The organism is Rhabdothermus arcticus, assembly GCF_055382915.1.
Genome location: NZ_AP043808.1, coordinates 1,075,335 through 1,097,849 on the forward strand (window position 1 = coordinate 1,075,335; position 22,515 = coordinate 1,097,849).

Below are 22,515 nucleotides of genomic sequence, written 5' to 3' on the forward strand. Positions count from 1 at the left end.
TATGTGGAAAAACATCCTCATCGGCCTCTTGGCGCTCTCGTTCTCCCTGGCACAGGCGGAAGAGCTGCGGGTGCTGACGCACTCGAGCTTCGCGCTCTCCAAGCCGCTGATCCAGGCCTTCGAAAAGGAGACCGGGATCACGCTCCGCTTCATTGAAGGGGGCGACGCCGGGGAGACGCTGAACAAGGCGATCCTCACCAAGGACGCTCCGATCGCCGACGTCCTCTTCGGGGTGGACAACACCTTCCTCTCGAAGGCGCTCGAAGCGGGGATCTTCGAACCCTACGTCTCCCGGGAGATTCGCAACCTCAAGAGCGAGACCCTGCTCGATCCCACCTTCCACGCGATCCCGGTGGACTACGGCTACGTCGCCCTGAACTACGACAAGGCCTACTTCAAGACCCACCCCCTGCCCCAACGCTTCGCCGAGCTCGCCAAGCCCGAGTTCGCCCGGCGCTTGGTGGTCGAACACCCGGCGACCAGCTCCCCCGGGCTCGCGTTCCTCTTGAGCACGATCGCCGCCTTCGGCGAGGACGGGGCCTGGGACTTCTGGGCCCGGCTCAGGGACGGGGGGGTCAAGGTGGCCAAGGGCTGGAGCGAGGCCTACTTCGCCGACTTCACCCGCTACGGCGGCGACCGGCCGATCGTGGTCAGCTACACCACCAGCCCCGCAGCCGAGGTCTACTTCTCCGAGGGCAAGCTCAGCGCCCCGCCCACCGGCAACCTGCTCTTTCCCAAGAGCGCCTTCTTCCAGGTGGAGTTCGTGGGGATCCTGAAGGGCACCAAGCACCGCAAGGCGGCCGAGCGGTTCATCGACTGGCTGCTCTCCAAGCCGGTGCAGGAGGACATTCCGCTCAACATGTGGGTCTTCCCCGCCCGCCGCGACGCCGCCCTGCCCGAGGTCTTCAAGTTCGCCGAGATCCCCTTGAATCCGGCGAAGCTCGATCCCGAACGGATCGCCCAAAACCGCGAGCGCTGGATCCGCACCTGGACCGACGTGGTGATCAAGGGGAAGGACGTGCGCTAGGTTGCGGCGCCTCGAGGGCCCCTTCTACCTCCTCGCCCTGCTCGTCTTTCTGGCCCTCGGGGCGCTCTATCCCCTGCTTCGGGTCCTCGCCCGGGGGCTCTCCCCCGAGGGTCTCGCGGTCTTCGCCGACGGCTACCTCTGGGGGCGCTTTCTCTGGAGCCTCGGCTGGGCGCTGGGCTCGAGCGCGCTGGTCCTGTTGCTGGGGTTGCCGCTCGCCTACCTGCTGCGCCGGGACTTCTTCGGGCGGCGCCTCTTCTTGGCGCTTCTGACCGTGCCCTTCGTGATGCCCACCCTGGTCGTGGCGGTGGGCTTTTTGGCCCTGGTCGGCCCCCGGGGGCTTTTGGGGGTCAACCTCATGGGGCAGGCGCTGCTCCTCTTTTGGGCCGTGGTCTTTTACAACCTCGGGCTCGCCGCGCGGGTGCTCGAGGGCCTGCTCGCCGGCGGGGAGACCCTGGAGGCCGCCGCCCGAACCCTCGGCGCCTCGCCGATACGGGCCTTCTTCAGGGTCACGCTGCCCGTGCTCGCCCCCGGCCTCTGGACCGCGGCCGGCCTCACCTTCATCTACACCTTCTCCAGCCTGGGCCTGCCGCTGATCTTAGGGGGGCAGCGCTACGCCACTTTAGAGGTGGAGATCTACCGGCTTTTGGCCTACCAGCTCGACTTCCCCGCAGCCAGCGCCCTGGTGCTCTGGCAGGCCCTGGTCCTTGCGGCGGTGACCGTTTTCTACCTGCGCGCCGCGGCCCGGCGCACCCCAATGGACCGCCGCCCCCGCCCGGCGGGGCCGGCGCGGGCCCGGTTTTTCCTGAGCCTGGTCGCCTGGGGCACGTTGTTGCTGTTCCTCTCGCCGCTCCTTGCGCTCGTCCTGGCCAGTCTGAAGACCCCCGACGGGGTCGGCCTTACCTTTTATCAACGGGTCTTCGCCGGGGAGCCGAGCTACTTCGTCCCCGACGCCTTTTTAGCGATCCGTAACACGCTGCGCTTCGCCTTTTCGGCGCTGGCCCTGGCGGCCCCGGTGGGCCTCGTCTACGCGCTCGGCGTCCACCGCGGGGTTCGGGGACTGGACCTCGCGGGGATGGTGCCGCTGTTCATCAGCCCGGTCAGCCTGGGGGTGGGCTACCTCCTCGCCTATCCGTTCTGGCGCGCGGAGGCCTTTTTGCTGGTGCTGGCCTACGCCACGATGGGGTTTCCCCTCTTCGCCCGCGCGGTGATCCCCGCCCTAAGGGCGCTGCGGCCCAGCTGGCTGGAGGCCGCGGCCACCCTCGGCGCCGGCCCCTGGCGGCGGCTGGTGCGCGTCGAGCTGCCGCTGGTGCGCCCGGCCCTCCTCGCCGGCGCGGCCCTGGCCCTGGCCAGCGCGATCGGGGAGTTTGGCGCGACGCTCTTGCTGGTCCGCCCGGAATGGGCCACCCTGACGATCGCCATCTACGAGCGACTGGGCAAGCCCGGGCTCTACAACTACGGCGAGGCCCTGGCGCTCTCGGTGCTGCTGATGGGGGTCTCCGGGACCCTCTTTTTCCTCTTTGGCTCGCGGGCGGAGGTGGCCTAGGTGCTCGTCGTCGAGGACCTTCGCCTGAGCTACCCGGGCTTCACCCTCAGGGCGAGCCTCGCGGTCGAGACTGGCCAGACCCTGGCCCTGATCGGCCCCTCGGGCTCGGGTAAGACCAGCGTGCTCAAGGCCATCGCCGGGCTTTTACCCGTCGAAGGCGGGCGCATTTTGATCAACGGCCAGGACGTCACCCGCCTCCCCCCCGAGCGCCGCGGGGTGGGGATGCTCTTTCAGGATTACGCGCTCTTCCCCCACCTCAGCGTCTACGAGAACATCGCCTTCGGCCTGGTCGAGGCCCGCTGGCCCAAGGCGGCGATCCGCGAGCGGGTCGCGGCCTTGCTCGAGCTCACCGAGCTCGCCCCCCACGCCAAGAAGCGCCCCAGCGAACTCTCCGGGGGCGAGCAGCAGCGGGTCGCGCTGGCCCGGGCCCTGGCGCCGAGGCCCAGGGTCCTCTTGCTCGACGAGCCCCTCGGGGCGTTGGACCTGAGGCTTCGCGAACAGCTGCTCTGGCGGCTCAAGGCGATCCTCAAGGAGGAACGCCCCACCGCCCTCTACGTCACCCACGACCAGACCGAGGCCTTCGCCCTGGCCGAGCGGGTCGCGGTAATGCGCCTAGGGCGAATCGTGCAACAGGCACCCCCGATCGAGCTCTACCGCCACCCCCACGACGCCTGGACGGCCCGCTTTCTGGGGCACAAAAACCTCCTCGACCCCGAAGCGGCAGCCCGCCTCGGCCTCCCGCCGGGGCACTGGCTCCTCCCCCCCGCCGCCCTCAGCCTAGGGAAGGGGGAGGCCGCGAAGGTGGAGGAGGCGCTCTTCCTCGGCCCCCGCACCGCGCTCTGGCTGCGCTACCGCGGGGTCCGCCTCTACTGGGAAGGCCCCCTCGACCCCCCGCCCGCGCCCGGAGCGGCCGTCCGGCTTTCACTGGACCTGAAAAAGGCCTGGGAGCTTCGGCCATGAAGGCGGTGGTTCTCCTCGGCGGCCCCCTTTGGCCCAACGAGGCGCTCAGACGCTGGGCAAAGGCAGCGGAGCTCTGCGTCGCCGCCGATGGCGGGGCGCTGCACGCCTTGGCGCTGGGCCGGTTGCCGGACCTCTGGATCGGCGACTTCGACTCCTCGCCACCGTGGCTGCAGCGCGCGCTTAAGGGCGTTTCCAAGGAGGCCCACCCCAAGGCCAAGGACGCCACCGACGGCGCCCTCGCCGTCGAGGCCGCGCGTAAGGCGGGCGCGACCACGCTCCTGCTCGCGGGGGCGCTCGGCGGCGAGGCGGATCACGCCCTCGCCCATCAGCTGATGGCCCTCGAGCTCGCAAAGCACGGGGTCCGCGTCGTGCTCACCGACGGCCGGGCCTGGGCCTGGCCCCTGCGCCCCCCGGGCCTCGCCCTGGACCTCACCCCGAAGAGCCGCATCAGCCTGGTGCCGCTTTCCGACCTTGAGGGCGTGAGCCTCTCCGGCACCGCGTGGAGACTGGAGCATGCCTGCATCCCCAGAGGAACGACCCGGACCCTGCGCAACGTGGCCAGGTCCCGGGTCTTCATCCGCCTTGAGCGCGGGGAGGCTATGGTGGTGGCATGGCCCGCGCCGCCCTGGTCGCCCTCCTTTTCGTCCTGACCGGCTGCACCCTCATCAACCGGCCGCCTAACGCCACCCTCAACGCCGCTCCGGCGACCGGCCCCGCCCCCCTCACCGTGTCCTTCCGCGTCGACGCCAGCGACCCCGACGGGGATCCCCTCCGCTGCGCCCTGGAGTTTGGGGACGGCTCCGCCCCCTCAAGCCAGTGCAACGGTACGGTGAAGCATACCTACCGAAGCGCCGGGACCTTCACCGCGACCTTCACCGTCGACGATGGGCAGGGGCACGCAGTGAGCAGGCGCGCCACGGTCAGGGTGGACCCCGCACCATCTGCGTCATTCAAAATCCAGTTGATCTACATCGATGCCCCCAGCGACGCGGACGTGAAGCAGGCCTTCGAAGCCGCGGCCGCTCGCTGGCAGGAAGTCATCATCGGCGATCTCCCGAACGTCCAGGCCACGGTACGTGCTGGCGTCTGCGGCAACGACCAGGACCGCACCCTGGAGATCGACGATCTGGCGATCTTCGTAAGCGTGGCGGACATCGACGGCGCGGGCGGGGTGCTGGGGATGGCCGGGCCCTGCTACCTGCGCACGGACGCCTTCCTGCCTTATTTGGGGCTCATGCAGTTTGACGCCGGGGACCTCGACAGGATGAAGCAAAACGGCACCCTAAAGGACGTCATCCTCCACGAGATGGGGCACGTCCTGGGAATCGGGACCCTCTGGGACACGAGCTTTTTTCACCTCTTGAACTACGACACGACCAAAGACTGCCTGGACGCGAGCCCGGTCACCTACGTTGGCGCCGAAGGCGTCGCCGCCTGGCAGGCCCTCGGTGGATCGGGCGCGGTACCCGTAGAGGACAGCTACAACACCTCCGCCAGCGGAGGCGGCACCGACTGTGGGCATTGGAAGGAGGCCGTCTTCGACAGCGAGCTGATGACCGGCATCGCCGAAAACGGCCCCATGCCGTTGAGCATAGTAACGGTCAAAAGCCTCGCGGACCTCGGCTACCAGGTTGACCCGGCCGCGGCGGACCCTTATCAGCTGCCCACCGCATCCCAGCTGCAGGGCCAGGGGGGCGGGTTCGAGCTTAGGGAGATCCTCATCCGCCCGCGGCTGCCCTAAGCTAAGGACATGACGCCGCCGCTCTGGGCCCTGGAAGAAGAGCTCGAGGTCCTCTCCCGCCACTTTCCCAGCGGCATCGACCCCTACGGGACGCTTTACAGCATCGTCGAGGGCGGCCCCGGCGGCCCCACCCTCATGGTCTGGGCTCCCTGGACGCTCGGGGCCGGGGCGCTACGCGCCATCCTCAGCCAGCCCTTTCCCGGCCGGGTGATCCTCGGCCTGGACGCGTCGGGGGGCGACGCCACCCCCTTGCGCGAGCTGGTTCGCCGCTTTGCCCCCCGGGCCACGGTGCTCGTCGACGCGACCCCGGGACTGGCCCAGGCCTCTCCAGGCGCCAAGTGGGTGGAGACCGAAGAAGGGGCCGTGATGGTGCCCCTCTCCGACCCCCGGCCCGCGATCCGGGTCCGGAGAACGGCCCCGACCGGCCTGGCCTACGAGGAGGTCCGGGAATACGCGCCCTGGAAGAGCCCACCGCTCTTTGAAGCCAGCGAGGCCCAGGGGCCCGCGCTGGGAAGCGCAGCGCTGGAGGCCGGCAGCCTGCCTTACAAGAGCGACCTGGTACGGCTGGATGAGGTCCTCCGGGCCTTGCGCGAGCGCTTTCCCGATTAGGTATGCTGGCTTTTAGGAGGGAGCGATGAACTGGATTTTGCTACTCAGCCTCTTCACCCTGGGCGTCGTGATCGGCGCACTGCTCTTTTACTTCGTCTATAGCCCCCGCGTCCTCACCGCCGAAGGCGAAAACATCGACTTCACCATCGTCGGGTTCTTGATCGCGCTGATCGTGATCGTCACCCTGTCCATCAGCGCGATGTACCTGCTCGGCAAGACCTACATCCTCATGCCCTCCTAAAAAGGGGGCGGGTTCTGGCCCGCCCCCTTCGTCAAGGGGCCCTCACTTTTTCATCATCTTTTGCATCATCGCCATCAGCTCGTCTTCCTTGGCCTTGGCCTTATCGAAGGTCCGGGCCACGACCCGAAGCAGCTCGAGGACGATCCCCAGCCCCTTTTGAATCTCCGGATCGGAGAGCGCCCGCAAGAGGCCGGCCAGCCCCACCCTCGGCGGGTTGTGGAGCTTTTCCTTGGGGAAGACCTCGCTGAAGGACTCGGTCATCAGCTCAGCCATCATCCCCACGGCGTTGGGCTCGATCCGAGACAGCAGGTCGAGGACGTTGGCCCCGTGCGAGAGCAGGCGCAACAGCTTGGGATCGGCGAGCATGCCGAGGTTCTCGGCGAGGGCCTCCGAGGCCGAGCCCACGAGCTCCAACGCCCCGCTCTCGTCGAGCTTCTTCAAGGATTCAGCAAGCTTTTCCAGCGCATCCGCTTCCTCGATGAAGCGAGAGAGCACCGAGAGCAGGCGCAGGTTCTTGGGCTCCATCAAGAGCCCCAGGTTCTCGGAGAGCGTGGGGCCGACCTCCATCTCCCCGAGCAGGGCCAGCCCCGAGCCCTCGAGGACCTTTTCAATCCGTTCCAGGCGTTCTTCAACCGTGGCCATGGTCCCTCCTCATCCCAGCAGGGTCGCGAACCAGTAGCTCTCGAAGAGCATCTTGGTGATCCGCACCCAGCGTCCGGTGGCCATCACCCCGCAGGACGGCATGCCGGTACCCGCGAGCACCGCCTCGAAGCTGCACTGGGGCAAGAGCGCGTTGTCCCCAAAGTCCATGATGCACATCGCCACCGGGTCGAAGGGCTGGCCGATGTAGGCCCCCTTGAGGTCGGAGACGATCACCCCGGCCACGTACTCGGCCTGGAAGTGGGCCACGACCCCGGCCGGGGGCAGCATCAAGGCGGGGGTCACCACGTCGCCGATGACGAAGACCTCGGGGTAGGCGGTGTGGCGGAAGGTCTGCCGGTCGACGGTGGGAAAGCCCTGCGGGCCGGCCAGCTTGGACGCGCGCACCACCTTGTTGGGCGCAAAGGGTGGCACCAGGATGAGCAGGTCATAGGCCAGCTCGCGGCCGTCCTTGGCCTTGACCTTGCCGTTGCCCGCCTCGGCGAGCTCGAACTCCCCGTGGAAGCGGACCCCCTTCTCCTCGAAGATCCTCAGCACCGTGCCGGAGATCACCGGACCCATCGGGGCCAGCGGCGCCGGATTGGGGTGGAAGACCTCGATCGTCGATTGCTCCCGGAGTCCCTTGACCTTGAGGGCGAACTCGACCATGCCGGCCACCTCGTAGGGCGCCGGCGGGCAGGGGTAGTACGGGGAGCTTACCCCAACGACCACCCTGCCGCCCTCAAAGGCCTTCATCCGCTCGCGCAGGGCCAAGGCCCCCTCCGGGGACCAGGGGGCCACCGCGTCCGGGGCCGCGCTCGGCATCGGCTCCGCCCCCAGGGAGACGATCAGGTAGTCGTAGTCCAACACTCCCTGGCTGGTGGTGACCTCCTTGGCGTCGGGATCGATGCCCTGAACCTCGGCCTGAAGGTAGCGCACGCCCTTTTTTTCCAAGCGATTGAGCGGCCGGCGAATCTCCTCGAGCTCCCGCATCCCCAGCGCCACCCAGGGCAGCGCGGGCAGGAAGTAGTGGTACTCGGAGCGGTCGACCAGGGTGACCTCGACCTCCCGGCCCAGGAGCTTTTTCACCTTGTTCGCCGCCACCAAACCGCCAGAGCCACCGCCCAGGATCAAAACCTTAACCGCCATCGTTATCCTCCCCTCTGCTTACCTATGCGTAGGTATACATCAAGGGTAGGGGGAGGGATGTCCCAAACGAAAGGGGGGCCGCGGCCCCCCTTGATCGGTGGCGAGCGCGCCTACCTCGGCTCGTATTCCTTCATCGCCTGGCCGAGGTTCTTGGCCAGGGTCAGCAAGAAGCCCAGGCCCTTTTGCACGTCGGGGTCGTTGAGGGCGCGCAGCATCCCGAACATCCCCACTTGGGGCGCGGCCTTGGGATCGGTCTTGGCCAGGGCCTCGAAGACCGCGCCCATCAGGTAGGTCAGGTGCTTGCGGATGGGCGGGATCTGCTGCGGCGGCATGTTCTTGATGGGATCGGTGACCGCCTCGGCGAGCCCCAGGCTGCGGATGATCGCCCGCTCCGAGGCGATGTGCTCCAAGAGCATGTCGCCGTTGGTGGTCAGCTCGTTGATCAGGGTGAGGTAGCCCCCGGCCTTTAAGTTGCGGGCCAGCTTCAAGAGCTCTTCGATCACCCGCACGTCCTCTTCGGTGATGTTCAGTTCCGACATCCTCGCCTCCTTACCTGAGCGCGTCCAGCCAGCCGCGGTAGAACGAGTCCTTCATCATGCGCACCATGGGACCGGTGGCGACGGTGTAGCAGGCATGGCCCCACTTGCCCTCCTCGGGCATCCACCAGTACTCGCAGTTCCCCATGAAGCCTGACTCGAAGCTGTGGCCAAAACAAAGCGTCGGGGCGTAGGAGGGGATCATGTAGCCGCCAAAGGCGTCGTGCAAAATGCTCCCCGCGGCCACCACGGCGGCGTTGTGCACCGGCACGCCGGCGGTGAGCAGCCCGACCGGGGGCATCGCGTGCTCGCCGATCAGATAGACCTCGGGGTGCTCGGGGTGCTGGAACCTTGGGCCGGTGACCACCGAGAAACGCGGGTCGGCGGGGTGGGCCAAGCCGCTCTCCGCGAGCACCTTGGGGAGCCGCGAGGGAGGCGCTTTGATCAAGAGGTCGTAGGGGTACTCGCCGTTCTTGGTGATCACCTTGTCCTCGGTGACCTCAATCAGCTTCTCGAAGCCCGCCTCAAAGCGCACGTTGTGGCGCTTGAACCGCCGCAGGAAGAAGCCCTCGAGCCCCTCCCCCAGCGCCATCTTCACCGCGTTCTGGGGATAGAGGATGGTGATCTCCGGGTGCTGACCGCGCACTTCGTAGTAGGCCCGCAGGTTGAGCGCCATCTCCAGCGGGTAGATGCCGCAGCGGAAGGGCAGCTCGGGCACCAGGAAGAGGATCCGCTTGCCCTTGAAGGCGTAAAGCGCCTGCCGCATCTCCAAAGCGCCCTCAGGGCTGTAGTTGTGCACCCCGTAGGTGTCGAGGCCCGGGTAGTCGGACCAGCCGTAGGCGGTACCCAGCGCGATTACCAAGAAGTCGTAGGCAAGGGTCTTCCCGCCCTCGGTCTCGACCGTTTTTCCCTTGAGGTCCAGCCGCTTGACCGGGTCGACGAGCACCTCAAAGCCATAGACGCGCTCGGCGTTCTTGATCGGCGCCCAGGTCTCGTCGATGGACGCCGTCCCCAGCGCCACCTCGGACCAGAGCGGGGGCATGTAGTGCCGCTCGCTGGCGGTGACCAGGGTAACGTCGAGGGACTGGCCCATCCGCGAGGCCTCCGTCTTGAGCATCCGCGCGGCCACCAGGCCACCGGTGCCGCCACCTACCACCACCACTTTCTTCGCCATAACGACCTCCCAAAACGCACCTACGACCTAAGGTTACGGCATACCACCATGGGCTAAATGCCCTAGACTTCGCGGAGGTCCTCGAAGATCAACCAGCCCACCCCTTCAGGGAGGGCCGAAAGGAGGGGTTCCAAGACCCCCTGCGCCCAGCGCGCGAGCCCGTGCAGGCTGGCGGGTTCGGCGTCGGTCTTGACCAGCACCGTGAGCTGGTAGACGTCCTGGGTCGCGCTCGGGGTGCCGTCGTCGAAGAAGGCGAAGGGAGGGTCGATGCGGTCCAGGGCCAGGAAGACGTCCGCGCGGTCCCCGAGGGTGGGCGGCAGGACCTGGGGGTCGAAACCGAGCTCGCGGGGGGCCCAGAGGTACCCCTGGAGGAGGCGGACCAGCCTCAAGGGCGCCGCGCCCCGGAGGCGAGCGGCACGCCCTGGGCCCTCAGGTCCGCCCGCAACCCCTCGTGATCGGAAAACCGGTGCGTCCTCAGGCCCAGCCGCGCGGCGGCCTCGATGTTGGCGGGGTTGTCGTCGACGAAGAGGACCTCGCTCGGGGCCAGGTTCATGCGCTCGAGCGCCAGCACATACGCCTCGGGGGAAGGCTTCTTGACCCCCTCCTCGTTGGAAAAGACCAGGGCGTCGAAGCGGTCGAACCCCTCCCCCGCGCGAAGGTAGCGGGAGATCACCGGGTAATTGTTGGAAAGGAGCCCGACCACCAGCTCCTGGGGCAGCGCGGAGAGGAGCTCGTACATCTCCGGATAGGGGGCGACGCTGCCCAAGAAGAGCTGCTCGAACGCGGAGTAGGGAGCCGCGATGCCCAAGGCCGCCTGCAGGTAATCCCAAAACCGGCTGAGGGGCCAGCGCCCGAGCTCGAGCTGCTCGACCTCGTCGAAATAGGCCCTGGCGACCGCTTCCTCGGGCAGCTGGAAGCGGCGGGCGAGGTTTTTGACCACCCGGCCGTCGAACGTCCCCCGGGTAAAGACGCCGCCCCAGTCGAAGAGGATCCCGCGAAGCTCCATGCGCCCCATTCTAGGGCGGTCGCTGTGAAAGTGAAGCCCCTGGATGGGGGCCTGGGTGGCGCGCTGGCGGGCCGGTTCATGGCCGAGATCCCGCCCGGGTGCTGATCCCCCTGCGCTCGTTGGCCTTCTTGAGGACGCTCCTCACCCTGCCGCTGCTCCACCTTCGCCAGGGCGAGGTGGCGGCGCTCGGTTCGGCGGACTGGGAGGGGTGCTGTTTTTGTGATGTTCGGCACCGCCCTGCCCTTCGGCCGCTTCCTGCACGGAGTGCGCCAGGTCCCGCCCCGGGTGGCCACCCCGGCAGCGATGCGCGAGCCCATCGCGGAGGCGCCCTTCGCCGTTTTCCTGTTCGGGGGGCCGCTTTCCGCGCGGGCGCCGCTCGGCGGCGGGCTGATCCTCGCCGGGGTCGCCCTCGGACGCCGCTAGGCGTCGTCCTCGCGCACCCAGGTTCCGGACTTGCCCCCGGACTTGTAACGAAGCCGCACCGGGCCGATCTCGATCCCCTTGGCCGCGGCCTTAAGCATGTCGTAGACGGTCAACGCGGCGACGCTCGCGGCGGTCAGGGCTTCCATCTCCACCCCGGTCTCGGCCTTGGTCTTGACCTCGGCCTCGATCCTGACCTGGCGCGCCTCGCGGTCGAAGGTCAGCTCGACCTGCACCTTGCTGATGGGCAGGGGATGGCAGAGCGGGATCAGGTCGCTGGTACGCTTAGCGGCCATGATGCCGGCGATCTGGGCGACGACGAGGGGATCCCCTTTCCCCACCCCGCCCTCGGCGAGCGCGTTCGCGGCCTCCTCGGGCAGGTGCACGAAGGCCTCGGCACGGGCCACGCGCACGGTCTTGTCCTTCTCCGAGACGTCCACCATCCGGGGACGCCCGTTTTCGAAGTGGGTCAGCTTTCCCATCCTAGACGTCCTTCCTTTCGAACAAGAGCACCGCCAAAAGGCCGAATCCGAAGGTATAGATCAGGAGCAACACGAGGCCCATCCCCGCCCGCTCCGGCTGGCGGTAGAGGGAGAGGTAGGTGGTCAGCAAGAGCGGCACCACCGCGGGAAAGACCACCAGCATGCGCATCAAGAGGACGCTGGCCAAGGTGGCCAGGGCGCTCGCGGTGGTGGAGAGGAAGACCACCGCGAAGAAGACCGCGAGCGCGGCGATGGGGAGCAGGGTGAAGGCGGCCAGCGCGTAGGCCCGGACGACCTCGTACAACGCCGCCCCGGCGGCGAGGAAACCGGTGCCCGCGAAGCCGCTCTCGGTAAGACCGGTGCCCCCGAAAAAGCCGGAGAACCCGTGGGGCAGCCCGGCCAGCAGCCCGGCCACCAGGCTCGTGGCCAGCAGCAAGAAGGGGAAGGTGAGGGCCGCCGCGAGCTTGACCAGGATCAATCGGGTGCGCGAGATCGGCCGCAGGAGCAGGGGCTTGAGGGTCCCCATCGCGACCTCGCTGCCGAGGACCTCGGCCGCGGCCATCGCCACCAGGAAGGGGAAGAGGAACTCCATCCCGGCGAGCAGGGCCAGCGCCGGGACCTGCCAGCCGGAGACCAGGACCAGGTTGTAGACCTGCTTGAGCCCCGGGGCCAGCGACCAGAGGATGGGCAGCAAGAACGCCGTGAGCAGGCCGATCTGCACCGGCCTCAGGTAGAAGAGCTTTTGCAACTCCCAAAGGTAAAACCTAAGCACCGTGCACCCGCTCCCGGTAGTACTCGTCGAGGTCGAAACGATCTTCGACCGCCTCAAAGACCGAAAACCCCTCCCGCACCAGGGCCGCGATCGCCGCCTCGACCGGCCCCTCGAGGACCACCCACTCACCGCGCAGGAAGGCCGCCTTGACCCCTTCGAGGGTCTTGAGCAAGGCCGCCGCGCGCTCGGGTTCGGAGACCCTGAGGCGGTGGCGGTTGCGGGCTTGGGCCAGCGCGACCTCGTCGACCAGCCGGCCGCCGGAGAGGATCCCCACCCGGTCGACGAGGCGGCTCGCCTCCCTCAGGTGGTGGGTGGAGAGCAAGACCGCCGTGCCCCGCTCGGCCTCCTCGGCGAGGAGGGCGTGCACCTTCTGAATGCCGTCGGGGTCCAACCCGCTCGTCGGCTCGTCGAGGACCAGGAGCTTGGGGCGGGCCAGGATCGCCGCGGCCAGCCCCAACCGCTGGCGCTGACCGAGCGAGTAGGCGGCGACCTTTTGATCGGCGACGGCCATCACCTCCAACCGCATCAACACCTCGCGGATGCGCGCCGCGGCGCGCTTCATCCCGCTCATCCAGGCCAGGCGCTCGAGGTTCTGCCGTCCCGTCATGTGCGGGTAGAAGGCCGCCGGGGCCTCGACCACCGCGCCCAGATGGGCCCGCGCCCGCCAGCCCGCCTCGTGCACGTTGGCCCCGAGCAGCGTGACCTCCCCCGCGCTGGGAAAGGCGAGGCCGGTCACCAAGCGAATCAGGGTGGTCTTCCCCGAGCCGTTGGGTCCGGCCAGCGCGTAGACCTCCCCGGCCTTAAGGGAAAACCCCACCTGTTCGAGCACCCAGCGACGACCGTAGCGTTTGCCTAAACCACGGGCCTCCAAGACCGGCACACCCGAAGTCTAGGCAAACGTGTCCGGGTTTGCTAGACTGGAGGTTGCCTCCGGTCCGACGCGGCGACCCGCCGTGAACCGGGTCAGGCCCGGAAGGGAGCAGCCCTAAGCGGTCAGGGTCGGGCGCCGTCGGGAAGCCGGGGGCCTTTTTGCTGCCTTCTCACGAAGACCGGTTACCGTAGGAAGCGCCATGGACCCCATCTTCATCCAGATCGGCCCCCTGACCATCCGCTGGTACGGCCTGCTCCTGACGCTCGCCATCTTCGCCGGGTACGCGATCGCCGAGCGCCTCATCACCAAGCGGGGGCACGACCCCGAGCGCTTCTCCCAAGCCGCCTTCTGGGCGGTCGTCTTTGGGGTCGTGGGGGCGCGGCTGGTCTACGTCCTCACCAGCTGGGGCGAGTTCGCCCCGGACCCGCTGCGCGCCGTCAAGATCTGGGAAGGGGGGCTCTCCTTCCACGGGGCCTTGCTCGGCGGGGTCGCGGCGTTCTACTACTTCGCCCGGCGCTACGGCGCCCCCCTCTACGACTACCTGGACGCGGCGACGCCCGGGGTGGCGCTGGGGATCATCGCCGGCCGCATCGGCAACCTGATGAACGGCACGGACACCGTGGGCCGCCTGACCCAGCTGCCCATCGGCTTCACCTGGCCGGACTGGGCCAAGGCCTTCCCCGGCATCTGCACCACCACCGGCGAGCTCGCCTACGGCTACTGCGCCGGGGAGGTGGTCCGGGGCCCGGTCCACCTCACCCAGATCTACGGCGCGTTGATCGGCGCCGTGCTCCTCGTCCTGGTCTGGCGCTGGTTGAAGCTGAAAAAACCGCCGGGCTGGGTGTTTTGGAGCTTCGTCTTCTGGTACAGCCTGCTGCGCTCGCTCATCGAGGAGCCCTTTCGCCTCAACCCCCTTTGGTGGCGGGTCTACGTCAACGACGAGCTGGGCATCGGCCTCTTCACCGCCACCCAGCTGGTCTCGATCCCCCTGATGCTGATCGCCTGGGTCATGCGGCGTAAGCTGGAGGCGCGGCCATGAAGCACGCGGTGGTGATCCTCGCGGCGGGCAAGGGCACGCGCATGAAGTCGTCCCTGCCCAAGGTCCTGCATCCCCTGCTCGGCAAGCCGATGCTGGCCTACGCGGTGGAAGCCGCCCTCGAGAGCGGAGCGGAGCACGTCGTGGTGGTCGTCGGGCACCAGGCAGAGGCGGTCAAGGCGGCCCTCGCGGGCTACCCGGTGCGCTTCGCCCACCAGGTCCAACCCCTCGGTACCGCCGACGCGCTGCGGGCGGCGCGGCCGGCCCTCGAGGCCTTCCCCGGAGCAGTGGTGGTCACCAGCGGCGACACCCCCCTCCTCGACGCCGCCACGCTCCGGGACCTCGCCGGGGCCCTCGCCGACCAGGGCCAGGGAATGGTCCTCCTCACCCTGCGCCTGGATGCCCCCCACGGCTACGGCCGCGTGGTGCGGGACGCCGCCGGAGGGGTGGCGCGCATCGTCGAGGAGAAGGACGCGACCCCCGAGGAGCGGGCGATCACCGAGGTCAACAGCGGCGTCTACGCCTTCGACCGGCACGTCTGGGCGCTGCTCGAGGGCATCGACAACCAAAACCGGGCTGGGGAGTACTACCTCCCGGACCTCGTCGCGCGCTACCTCGAAGCCGGGCTCCCGGTGCGCACCCTCGTCGCCGCGGACCCGTCCGCGCTCCTTGGGGTCAACACCCGGGCCCAGCTCGCCGAGGTCGAGGAGGTGCTGCTCCGGCGGCTGCGCCGGCGCTGGATGGAGGACGGGGTGCGCATGCACCTCCCGGAGACGATCTACCTCGAGCCCACGGTCGAGCTGGCGCCGGACGTGGTGCTCGAGCCCGGGGTGATGCTCAAGGGCCGCACCCGGGTGGGTCAGGGCGCGCGCATCGGCGCCTACAGCGTGGTGGCCGACAGCGAGGTGGAGGCGGGCGCCGAGGTCCGGCCCCACTCGGTCCTCGAGGGTGCGCGGCTCGCGCCCGGGGCCGTCGCCGGCCCCTTCGCCCGGCTGCGCCCGGGGGCCGAGCTCGGGCAGGGAGCCTTCGTCGGCAACTTCGTCGAGGTCAAGAACAGCCGCCTCGGGCCGGGGGTCAAGGCCGGCCACCTGGCCTACCTGGGGGACGCCGAGGTCGGGGCCAACACCAACGTCGGCGCCGGGGTCATCACCGCCAACTACGACGGGGAGAAAAAGCACCGCACGACGATCGACGAGGGCGCCTTCATCGGCTCCAACTCGGTCCTCATCGCCCCGGTGCGGATCGGCCGTCAGGCCTTCGTCGCCGGCGGCAGCGCGATCCACCGCGACGTGCCCGAGGGAGCGCTGGGCATTGCCCGCGCCCGGCAGAAGAACCTCGAGGGCTGGGCACAGCGGAAATCTCGAAAGAAAGCGCGCTATGCTAAGGGACAGGAGGTAGAGGAATGAGCTTAGGTATGCCGGAAATCCTGGTGATCCTGGTGATCGCCCTCTTGCTCTTTGGGCCGAAAAAGCTCCCCGAACTGGGGCGCAGCCTAGGCCAGTCGATCCGCGAGTTCAAAAAGGGCGCTTCGGAGATCAAGGAGGAGCTGGAGTCGGCGATGGCGGACACCCCCGCCGAACCGGCCAAGCCCGACGAGAAGAAGCCCCAGGAGGGCTGACCTAAGTGGCCGAACCCTCACGCCCGGGGGGCCTGAAAGAGGCCCCCCTCGTCGAGCACCTGGAAGAGCTCCGGGGGCGGATCCTCAAGGCCCTGGGCTTTTGGCTGTTGGGGGCGATGGTGGCCTACACCTACCGCGTGCCCCTATTGGCCTGGCTCAAGGTGCCGCTGGATCGGGCCTCGGAGCAGAACGGCATCCAGGTCAACCTGATCGTTCTGGACATCACCGAGCCCTTCATCACCGCGCTGCGCGTGGCCGCCTTCGGGGGCCTGGTCATCGCCCTGCCCTTCATCGTCTACCAGCTCTGGGCCTTCATCGCGCCCGGCCTCTACCCGCACGAGCGCCGGCTGGCCGGCCCCTTCATCCTCATCGCCGGGTTCTCCTTCGCCGTCGGCGTGGCCTTCGCCTACTACGTCCTTTTGCCCTTCGCGGTGCCCTTCTTGCTCGGTTTCTTGGGCACGGTCGTCACCCCCCAGATCTCGATCGGCCGCTACATCGGCCAGATCCTCACCTACATGACGGTGATGGGGCTGCTCTTCGAGATGCCGGTGCTGGCCTACTTCCTGGCCCGGCTGGGGCTCTTGTCCTCGCGCTTTTTGGCCCAGAACTGGCGCATCGCGGTGGTCGCGGTGGTCGCGCTGGCGGCGCTCATCACCCCGACGGTGGACGTCATCAACCTCACCCTGGTCAGCGTGCCCCTGCTCTTGCTCTACTGGATCGCGGTGATCGTCGCCCGCGTCGGCGAGCGCGCGCACCAGGCTTCGGAGGCCCGCCATGAGGGCTAGGATCAAGGAACTCAGGGCCGAGATCGACCGGATCAACCGCGAGCTCCTCGAGCTCCTCTCCGAACGCGGCCGCATCGCCCGGGAGATCGGTCGCCTGCAGACCGAGCTCGGCCTTGCCCACTACGACCCGGTGCGCGAGGCGGAGATGCTCGACGCCCTCACCCGCGCCAACCCCGGCCCCTTCCCCGCCGAGACCATCAAGCACCTCTTCAAGGAGATCTTCAAGGCCAGCCTGACCCTCGAGGAGGCCGAGGACCAAAAGACCTTCCTCTACTCGAAGAAGACGCACCCCGAGCCCACGGTGGTCGTTGCCGGACCGGCGCGGTTCGGGGAAAAGCCCCTTCTCATCGCCGGCCCCTGCTCGATCGAGTCCGAGGCCCAGATGGAGGCAACCGCGGCCTTCTTGGCGAAAAGGGGGGTCAAGGTCCTGCGCGGCGGGGCCTTCAAACCGCGCACCAGCCCCTACGCCTTCCAGGGCTTGGGGCGGGCCGGGCTGGAGATCGGCCATAAGGCCGCGCACCGCCACGGGATGGCCTTCATCACCGAGGTCATGGACACCCGCGACGTCGAGCTCGTGGCCGAATACGCCGACATCCTGCAGATCGGCGCCCGCAACATGCAAAACTTCGCCCTCCTCAAGGAGGTCGGGCGGGCCAAGAAGCCGGTCCTCTTGAAGCGGGGAATGAGCGCCACGATCGAGGAATGGTTCTACGCCGCCGAGTACATCCTGGCTCAGGGCAACGACCAGGTGATCCTCGCCGAGCGGGGCATTCGCACCTTCGAGAAGTGGACCCGCAACACCCTGGACCTCTCGGGAGCGGTGCTGGCCAAGCAGGAGACCCACCTCCCGGTGATCGTCGACGTCACCCATGCCGCCGGCCGCACCGACCTCCTGAGCCCGTTGGCCCGGGCGGCCCTCGCCGCGGGTGTCGACGGGGTCCACGTCGAGGTCCACCCCAACCCCCTGGTGGCGCTTTCCGACAACCGGCAGCAGCTGGATTTTGCCGGGTTCGAGCGCTTCTACGCCGCGATTCAAGACCTCCTCGGCTGATCCCGGACCTCGATCAGGTCGCGAATCGTGCGCCAGACCCATTCCCCGTTGCCGACCGGGGCCACCGCATCGAGGAGGGCGTTGCCCCCGGCCTGGACCAGGGCGGCGATCGCCGCGGCAATCTCGCCCGGATCCAGGTCGCCACGCACCTCGCCCCGAGCCTGACCGGCGCGCACGGCCTCGACCAGCGCCACCCAGGTGCCGGAGAACGCTGCGCGCAACGTTTGTTTCGCGGCATCGGGGAGGGCCTTTCGAAACTCCGGAAAAAAGAGCAGCCTCACCCCCGGGTCCCGCCGCAAGAGCGCCACCCGCGCCTCGACGAAAGCCCGGATCCATTCCAGCGGCGCCGCCTCGACCCCGGGTTCGGGCATCGCCGCCTGGAGGCGGCCGGCAAGCTCCTCCACCAGCGCGTTCAGGATCGCTTCTTTGCTGGGGTAATGGCGAAAGATCCCGCCCGGGGAAAGGCCCACCTTGCGGGCGATCTTCTCCGTTCGCAGGCCAGAAAAGCCGTCGGCTTCGAGGATCTCGAGCGTGGCCTCGAGGATCTGCTTCCGGCGCACCTCCCCGCGCTGGCGTGCCACCCTCACACCTCCTCAAAACGTTGGCGCGGGGAGCCATCGCCCCCCGCGCCACAAGCGAACCCGATCACGCCGAGGGCTTGGCTTCGCTCGGCGTGTAGGCCGCCCAGAGCGCGACGATGGCGATGAACAAGGAGACGATCCAGAAGTTCCAGGCCGCGGCGCTTACCCCAGCGAAGCCAAAGAGCCAGGGGGCAAAGAACCCGACGACCGCAAGCGCCAGGTTGACCCAGTCCTCCCACATGGCCTGATCGGAGAGGTCCCAAAGGGCCAGGATCAGGACCAGGCCACCGATGATCCAGGCGCTCCAAGCGGCCGCGCTGTGGGCGGTAAACCCCAGCACCCACGGGGAGATGAAGAGCCAAGCCCCGAGGATCGCGTTGATCCATTCCAGCGTCCGCTTCATGGCCCACCTCCTTTCAACCCCATTATATAAGTAAGCACTTACTTTTGTCAACGCGACGGGGGACTGCGCTAAGCTAGAGGGCGCATGGGGCTTCTTGACAACTTCCTCGAGGTCTTCCTCAAGCTCAGCGATCCCACCCCGAGCTTCAGCGCCGAACGCTGCCTGCTCGAGCGCTACACCGTCGGCGGCTGCTCGGCCTGCGCCGACGTCTGTCCCCACGACGCGATCACCCTGGACGACTACACGGTGACGATCGAGCCCGCGGACTGCACCGGGTGCGGGCTCTGCGTCGCGGTCTGTCCGGGGACCGCCCTGGAGCACCCCTTGGGTCCGATCCAGGAGGCCCTGACCAAGGGCCGTGGCCAGCTGAAATGCAGCCGCGCCGAGGGCCACGGCGAGGAAGTGCGCTGCCTCGGCCAGCTCACCCCCGGCCTGCTGGCGGAGGCGGCGAGCCGCCTGGGACCGCTGACCCTGGCCCACGGGGCGTGCGCGACCTGCCCGATCGGCGGGCCCACGGTCCCCGCGGAGGTCGAGCGGATGGTCGAGACCGCGCGGCGCTACTACCCCGCGATCGAGGTCCGGCTCACCCAGGAAGCGCTGCCCGGCACGCCCCTTGCCCGCCGGGAGATCTTCAGCGCCTGGCTCAGCGCGGCCAAGCGCGTCGCCGCCGAGGCACTCCCCGAGCCGCCCCAGGAACTGTTGCCCGAGGAAGAGGACGACCTCCCGGCCGAGCTCAAGCTGCGCAAGCTCGCCGCGATGCGCGCCCCCGAGGTGCGCTGGCCGGGGATTCAGGTCAACGAGGGCTGCACCCTTTGCCCGGTCTGCGAGAACGTCTGCCCCACCTCGGCGATCCGTCGGGAGCACGACGCGGAAGAGGTGCTGCTCAAGCTCGAGCTCGAGCGCTGCACCGGCTGCAACGCCTGCCTGGAGAGCTGCCCGCCCCAGGTGATCGAGGCCGAGGCCTACGGCAAGGACGCGCTCAGCGAGGGGGTGTTGACCCTTTACCGGGGGGAGCCGGCGTTTTGAACCCGAGCCGCCAGCCGTAGGCCGCGCGCAAACGCGCGAGGTCGCCCTCCCCCACCACCCCGTCGCCGTCGAGGTCCCAGGCTAGGGGCGCGTCCTTGGCCTTCTTTTGCCCCCAGGCCCGGGCCAGGGCGAGGAGGTCCTTAAAGGTGTAGCGCCCCTTCCCCGCCCGCTTCAAGGCCTGCTGGCCGGGGTAGGGCTGGCCCTTGGGATCGACGAAGTAAGCCCGAACGGCGATCGACGGGGTCAGCGGGGCCTCCGGCGTCAGGTAGAGGCGAAACGCCTCCCGATCCTTCAGGGGCGCCTTGAAGACCACGTCGAGGTCCAGCGCCCCTTCGTCCTCGAGGAAGCGGACCACGTAGCGCGCCCCCTTGGGGAGCTTCAGGGTGGCCAGATCCGGTTTCAGCTTCTTGAGGCGAAGACGCGCGGCGAAGCCCAGCACCGGGCGCCGCTCGACGCGCCCGACGAGGATGAAGGGGGCCTCGACCCGGCTTTTCGGCCGCACCAGGGTCAGCCGCGGCGGCGGGGGATCGGTGACCTCGAGGGTCAGGGTGCGGCTCACCGCGGAAAGCCCGGCATCCTTGACGCTCACGGTGAGCTGATAGCGCCCCTTGACCTCCGGCCGCCCCTCGATGCGGCCGGCGACGAAGCGCAGACCCTTGGGAAGGGCGCCAGAGGTGAGCGTCACCTCGTAGGGGCGAAGCCCCCCCGCGACCGGAAGCGCATAGCGGTAGGGCTCGCCGAGATAGGCCCGGGGCAGCGCGTCGGTGGCCAGCCGCAAGGGCTCGCCGGGGAGGCCCTGGTCGCTGCCGCAGGCGGCGAGCAGGAACACCAGGAGGAGCCAGGCCCTTCGCATCCCCTCCAGGATAAGTCGCGGCCAGATGAAAAAACGGCGAGTTAAAGTGGGGCATGACGCGGGAAGACCGGGCGGTGCTCTTGGTGATCGTGCTCTCCTGGGCGCTGGCCCTGGCCTACGTCCTCTCGGGGGGCCGCCACCCCAACGTCTCACCCACCCCAAAGACGGTGCGGGACTTCCTCTTCTTCAGCCTGGCCTACATGTGGACCCCGGGCCTCGTCGCCCTCTACCTAGCCCGCAGGGAGGGCCGATCCCTTGCCGTCTTCGGCCGGCCCAACGCCTACTGGCTCTACGGCTGGGTGCTGCCCCTGGGCATCGCCGCCCTCGCGGTGGTCTTCTCCCTGCCCCTTGGGGACTACGTGGGCCTCCGCGCCCTGCGCGCGGCGCTGCCCCCGGAGGCCAGGGAGCTCCCCGCGGCGACCCTGGTCCTGCTCCTGGCCACCCAGGTCCTCTTCGCCGCGGCCACGATCAACCTGGTCTTTGCCCTGGGCGAGGAGCTCTTTTGGCGGGGGTATTTGTTCTCGCTGGTCGAAGCATGGGGCTTCTGGCCGGCCTCGCTCTACATCGGCCTGGTCTGGGGGGTCTGGCACGCGCCCCTGATCCTCATGGGGCACAACTACCCCAACGCCCCCTACCTCGGCGTGCCGATGATGGTGGCCTTCACCGTGCTCGCCACCCCCACCCTGCTCTGGCTACGGCTGAGGGGCCAAAGCCTCATCCCCCCGAGCCTCTTTCACGGCGGCCTGAACGCGGTCGGCGGACTGACCCTGGTCGTCTTTCACGACGCCAACCCCCTTCTCGTCGGCTTGACCGGCCTCGGGGGGCTCGCGGCGTTCGCCGCGGTCAACCTCTGGCTCAGACGGGTGATCCCCCTTGAGACCACCAGCGCGGATTGAACTCGGGCCCGGCCTCTGTCTCCGACAGCCCCGAATGGCGGATGCGTCGGCGCTCTTTTCCTGGGCTTCGGACCCGGAGGTGACGTGGTTCTTGGGGTTCAGACCCCACCGCGACATTGGAGAAAGCGAAGCCGTCCTGACCCGCTGGATCGCGAACTGGGTGGCGATCCACAACGCCCTTGGGCCCTGCCACCCGATCACTTACGTCCTGGAACGGGCAGGCACGGCCGCGGGAAGCCTGGGGCTGGTCCGCTACCGGCAGGAGGCGGAGCTCGGCGATGCCCTGCGCCCCCGGGCCCAGGGAAGGGGCCTGATGACCCGCGCGGTTTCGGGGCTCACCGAAGCCCTTTTCGCTTCCGGCCTTCCCCGGGTCAGCGCGACCGCCCACGTGAAGAACCGCGCCTCCCACCGGGTCCTGGAAAGGGCCGGATTCACCCGCGAAGGCCGCCTGGCCCGCTACTTCTTCTTCCCCAACCTCGACGAGGTCGGCGACGGCCTGCTCTACGCCCGGGTGAAGTAGCGGGCCAGGGCGTCGTGGACCTGATTCAAGGGAAGGACCACGTCCAGGACCACCGGTCCACGGGCGATGACCTCGACCATCTCGATCGCCCGCTCAAAGCGCTCCGCGGCGTCTTCCCCGCCGTAGTGGGGGATGCGTGCGATCGCCTCGCGATGGTTCTTCAAAAGCCGCCGCCAGCCCACCGGGAAGGGGTGCTCATCGCCGCGCAGGGTGTAGACCCGATGCGCGAAGGGGGCGTAGGCCTCCTCAACGAGGAAGCGCTCGTCCGCGGGCACCCCCAAAAACTCCGCGACCAAGCCCCAGGCCAGGTGCAGCTCGATCAGGTGAAAGGGCTCGCCCTCTTCGGGCCGCACCCGCTCGACGCGCATTCGCCCCAGGGGACCGGAGAGGAGCGCGTCCTCCTTACACGCGGTGGCGATGAACGCCACCTCGTCGGCCAGCACCTCGAGGGACGCGGGCATGGCCCCGATCAACGCGTGGGCCCGGCTCTCGACCAGGTCCAAACGATCCTTCATCATGCCACCTCCTTCACATCCCATTATAAGCTTTCTTTCGTCGAAAGCCTTCAAGGCGATC

General features: G+C 68.5%; 29 protein-coding genes and 1 other RNA gene. 17 read left to right on the plus strand and 13 right to left on the minus strand.

Going from position 1 to position 22,515, the window contains the following annotated elements; genetic code table 11:
• The first annotated feature begins 1 nt into the window (after nucleotide 1).
• Genes ACZ48Y_RS05575 through ACZ48Y_RS05605 form a run of 7 tightly spaced genes read left to right on the plus strand, consistent with a single transcriptional unit; the run spans nucleotide 2 to nucleotide 6,121 of the window.
• A complete protein-coding gene (locus ACZ48Y_RS05575) occupies nucleotides 2–1,027 on the plus strand; it encodes a thiamine ABC transporter substrate-binding protein (protein ID WP_464739508.1) in 1,026 nt (341 codons plus the stop codon).
• Nucleotide 1,028: 1 nt separating this feature from the next.
• Entirely contained in the window at nucleotides 1,029–2,570 is a 1,542-nt protein-coding gene (locus ACZ48Y_RS05580; RefSeq protein ID WP_464739509.1) for an ABC transporter permease, read from the plus strand.
• Complete coding sequence (locus ACZ48Y_RS05585) at nucleotides 2,571–3,530, plus strand: ABC transporter ATP-binding protein (protein ID WP_464739510.1); 960 nt, start codon at nucleotides 2,571–2,573, stop codon at nucleotides 3,528–3,530. It abuts the gene before it with no gap.
• A complete protein-coding gene (locus ACZ48Y_RS05590; RefSeq protein ID WP_464739511.1) occupies nucleotides 3,527–4,180 on the plus strand; it encodes a thiamine diphosphokinase in 654 nt (217 codons plus the stop codon). Before ACZ48Y_RS05585 ends, ACZ48Y_RS05590 begins: the two co-directional genes overlap by 4 nt.
• Entirely contained in the window at nucleotides 4,141–5,271 is a 1,131-nt protein-coding gene (locus tag ACZ48Y_RS05595) for a PKD domain-containing protein (RefSeq protein WP_464739512.1), read from the plus strand. The genes ACZ48Y_RS05590 and ACZ48Y_RS05595 overlap by 40 nt, the downstream gene beginning before the upstream one ends.
• A gap of 9 nt (nucleotides 5,272–5,280) precedes the next feature.
• Nucleotides 5,281–5,880: a hypothetical protein gene (locus ACZ48Y_RS05600; protein WP_464739513.1), complete on the plus strand. Its 600-nt coding sequence runs from the start codon at nucleotides 5,281–5,283 to the stop codon at nucleotides 5,878–5,880.
• 25 nt (nucleotides 5,881–5,905) lie between these two features.
• Nucleotides 5,906–6,121 (plus strand): hypothetical protein, encoded by a 216-nt coding sequence (locus tag ACZ48Y_RS05605; RefSeq protein ID WP_464739514.1) that lies wholly within the window; start codon nucleotides 5,906–5,908, stop codon nucleotides 6,119–6,121.
• A 42-nt stretch (nucleotides 6,122–6,163) separates the two neighbouring features.
• On the opposite strand, the gene ACZ48Y_RS05610 is transcribed toward ACZ48Y_RS05605, so the two are convergent.
• From ACZ48Y_RS05610 to ACZ48Y_RS05635, 6 genes are all read right to left on the minus strand, one after another.
• Nucleotides 6,164–6,763: a helical membrane plugin domain-containing protein gene (locus ACZ48Y_RS05610; protein WP_464739515.1), complete on the minus strand. Its 600-nt coding sequence runs from the start codon at nucleotides 6,761–6,763 to the stop codon at nucleotides 6,164–6,166.
• A gap of 9 nt (nucleotides 6,764–6,772) precedes the next feature.
• Entirely contained in the window at nucleotides 6,773–7,909 is a 1,137-nt protein-coding gene (locus ACZ48Y_RS05615; RefSeq protein ID WP_464739516.1) for an NAD(P)/FAD-dependent oxidoreductase, read from the minus strand.
• Nucleotides 7,910–8,019: 110 nt separating this feature from the next.
• Complete coding sequence (locus tag ACZ48Y_RS05620) at nucleotides 8,020–8,448, minus strand: helical membrane plugin domain-containing protein (protein ID WP_464739517.1); 429 nt, start codon at nucleotides 8,446–8,448, stop codon at nucleotides 8,020–8,022.
• A 10-nt stretch (nucleotides 8,449–8,458) separates the two neighbouring features.
• Nucleotides 8,459–9,619: an NAD(P)/FAD-dependent oxidoreductase gene (locus ACZ48Y_RS05625; RefSeq protein WP_464739518.1), complete on the minus strand. Its 1,161-nt coding sequence runs from the start codon at nucleotides 9,617–9,619 to the stop codon at nucleotides 8,459–8,461.
• A 62-nt stretch (nucleotides 9,620–9,681) separates the two neighbouring features.
• Complete coding sequence (locus ACZ48Y_RS05630; protein ID WP_464739519.1) at nucleotides 9,682–10,008, minus strand: DUF3208 family protein; 327 nt, start codon at nucleotides 10,006–10,008, stop codon at nucleotides 9,682–9,684.
• Complete coding sequence (locus ACZ48Y_RS05635) at nucleotides 10,005–10,625, minus strand: HAD family hydrolase (RefSeq protein ID WP_464739520.1); 621 nt, start codon at nucleotides 10,623–10,625, stop codon at nucleotides 10,005–10,007. Before ACZ48Y_RS05635 ends, ACZ48Y_RS05630 begins: the two co-directional genes overlap by 4 nt.
• 222 nt (nucleotides 10,626–10,847) lie before the next feature.
• Here ACZ48Y_RS05635 and ACZ48Y_RS05640 point away from each other — a divergent pair, with 222 nt between their 5' ends.
• Entirely contained in the window at nucleotides 10,848–11,048 is a 201-nt protein-coding gene (locus ACZ48Y_RS05640; RefSeq protein WP_464742836.1) for an EamA family transporter, read from the plus strand.
• On the opposite strand, the gene moaC is transcribed toward ACZ48Y_RS05640, so the two are convergent.
• Genes moaC through ACZ48Y_RS05655 form a run of 3 tightly spaced genes read right to left on the minus strand, consistent with a single transcriptional unit; the run spans nucleotide 11,045 to nucleotide 13,179 of the window.
• Nucleotides 11,045–11,527: a cyclic pyranopterin monophosphate synthase MoaC gene (gene moaC, locus ACZ48Y_RS05645; protein ID WP_464739521.1), complete on the minus strand. Its 483-nt coding sequence runs from the start codon at nucleotides 11,525–11,527 to the stop codon at nucleotides 11,045–11,047. The genes ACZ48Y_RS05640 and moaC overlap by 4 nt on opposite strands.
• Nucleotide 11,528: 1 nt before the next feature.
• Nucleotides 11,529–12,299 carry an ABC transporter permease gene (locus ACZ48Y_RS05650; protein ID WP_464739522.1) on the minus strand — a complete coding sequence of 257 codons (771 nt, stop codon included), beginning with the start codon at nucleotides 12,297–12,299 and terminating at the stop codon, nucleotides 11,529–11,531.
• Entirely contained in the window at nucleotides 12,292–13,179 is an 888-nt protein-coding gene (locus ACZ48Y_RS05655) for an ABC transporter ATP-binding protein (protein WP_464739523.1), read from the minus strand. Before ACZ48Y_RS05655 ends, ACZ48Y_RS05650 begins: the two co-directional genes overlap by 8 nt.
• A 47-nt stretch (nucleotides 13,180–13,226) precedes the next feature.
• Between ACZ48Y_RS05655 and ffs the strand changes: the two genes are divergently transcribed.
• The 6 genes from ffs to ACZ48Y_RS05685 all read left to right on the plus strand — a co-directional run bounded on the left by ffs (nucleotide 13,227) and on the right by ACZ48Y_RS05685 (nucleotide 17,660).
• Nucleotides 13,227–13,326, plus strand: an RNA gene (ffs, locus tag ACZ48Y_RS05660) — signal recognition particle sRNA small type.
• A 43-nt stretch (nucleotides 13,327–13,369) separates the two neighbouring features.
• Complete coding sequence (gene lgt, locus ACZ48Y_RS05665) at nucleotides 13,370–14,209, plus strand: prolipoprotein diacylglyceryl transferase (RefSeq protein WP_464739524.1); 840 nt, start codon at nucleotides 13,370–13,372, stop codon at nucleotides 14,207–14,209.
• The gene (glmU, locus tag ACZ48Y_RS05670) at nucleotides 14,206–15,612 is read left to right on the plus strand and encodes a bifunctional UDP-N-acetylglucosamine diphosphorylase/glucosamine-1-phosphate N-acetyltransferase GlmU (RefSeq protein ID WP_464739525.1); all 1,407 of its coding nucleotides are present in this window, start codon (nucleotides 14,206–14,208) and stop codon (nucleotides 15,610–15,612) included. Before lgt ends, glmU begins: the two co-directional genes overlap by 4 nt.
• Complete coding sequence (locus ACZ48Y_RS05675) at nucleotides 15,609–15,824, plus strand: Sec-independent protein translocase subunit TatA/TatB (RefSeq protein WP_464739526.1); 216 nt, start codon at nucleotides 15,609–15,611, stop codon at nucleotides 15,822–15,824. The genes glmU and ACZ48Y_RS05675 overlap by 4 nt, the downstream gene beginning before the upstream one ends.
• 32 nt (nucleotides 15,825–15,856) lie before the next feature.
• Nucleotides 15,857–16,609, plus strand: coding sequence for a twin-arginine translocase subunit TatC (tatC, locus tag ACZ48Y_RS05680; protein ID WP_464742838.1), 753 nt, complete (start codon nucleotides 15,857–15,859; stop codon nucleotides 16,607–16,609).
• A complete protein-coding gene (locus tag ACZ48Y_RS05685) occupies nucleotides 16,599–17,660 on the plus strand; it encodes a bifunctional 3-deoxy-7-phosphoheptulonate synthase/chorismate mutase (protein ID WP_464739527.1) in 1,062 nt (353 codons plus the stop codon). Before tatC ends, ACZ48Y_RS05685 begins: the two co-directional genes overlap by 11 nt.
• Here ACZ48Y_RS05685 and ACZ48Y_RS05690 read toward each other — a convergent pair.
• Together ACZ48Y_RS05690 and ACZ48Y_RS05695 are read right to left on the minus strand one after the other, a co-directional pair.
• A complete protein-coding gene (locus tag ACZ48Y_RS05690; RefSeq protein WP_464739528.1) occupies nucleotides 17,642–18,241 on the minus strand; it encodes a TetR/AcrR family transcriptional regulator in 600 nt (199 codons plus the stop codon). The two genes, ACZ48Y_RS05685 and ACZ48Y_RS05690, sit on opposite strands and share 19 nt — an antisense overlap.
• A 64-nt stretch (nucleotides 18,242–18,305) precedes the next feature.
• Nucleotides 18,306–18,644 (minus strand): SPW repeat protein, encoded by a 339-nt coding sequence (locus ACZ48Y_RS05695; RefSeq protein ID WP_464739529.1) that lies wholly within the window; start codon nucleotides 18,642–18,644, stop codon nucleotides 18,306–18,308.
• Between the two features lie 84 nt (nucleotides 18,645–18,728).
• Here ACZ48Y_RS05695 and ACZ48Y_RS05700 point away from each other — a divergent pair, with 84 nt between their 5' ends.
• Entirely contained in the window at nucleotides 18,729–19,670 is a 942-nt protein-coding gene (locus ACZ48Y_RS05700; protein WP_464739530.1) for a 4Fe-4S binding protein, read from the plus strand.
• On the opposite strand, the gene ACZ48Y_RS05705 is transcribed toward ACZ48Y_RS05700, so the two are convergent.
• On the minus strand, nucleotides 19,624–20,523 hold the full coding sequence (locus tag ACZ48Y_RS05705; protein ID WP_464739531.1) for an Ig domain-containing protein: 900 nt from the start codon (nucleotides 20,521–20,523) through the stop codon (nucleotides 19,624–19,626). The genes ACZ48Y_RS05700 and ACZ48Y_RS05705 overlap by 47 nt on opposite strands.
• Before the next feature lie 53 nt (nucleotides 20,524–20,576).
• Between ACZ48Y_RS05705 and ACZ48Y_RS05710 the strand changes: the two genes are divergently transcribed.
• Together ACZ48Y_RS05710 and ACZ48Y_RS05715 are read left to right on the plus strand one after the other, a co-directional pair.
• Nucleotides 20,577–21,419, plus strand: coding sequence for a CPBP family intramembrane glutamic endopeptidase (locus ACZ48Y_RS05710; RefSeq protein ID WP_464739532.1), 843 nt, complete (start codon nucleotides 20,577–20,579; stop codon nucleotides 21,417–21,419).
• A 34-nt stretch (nucleotides 21,420–21,453) separates the two neighbouring features.
• A complete protein-coding gene (locus ACZ48Y_RS05715) occupies nucleotides 21,454–21,939 on the plus strand; it encodes a GNAT family N-acetyltransferase (protein ID WP_464739533.1) in 486 nt (161 codons plus the stop codon).
• Here ACZ48Y_RS05715 and ACZ48Y_RS05720 read toward each other — a convergent pair.
• On the minus strand, nucleotides 21,921–22,457 hold the full coding sequence (locus ACZ48Y_RS05720; protein WP_464739534.1) for a hypothetical protein: 537 nt from the start codon (nucleotides 22,455–22,457) through the stop codon (nucleotides 21,921–21,923). The genes ACZ48Y_RS05715 and ACZ48Y_RS05720 overlap by 19 nt on opposite strands.
• Between the last annotated feature and the right edge of the window lie 58 nt (nucleotides 22,458–22,515).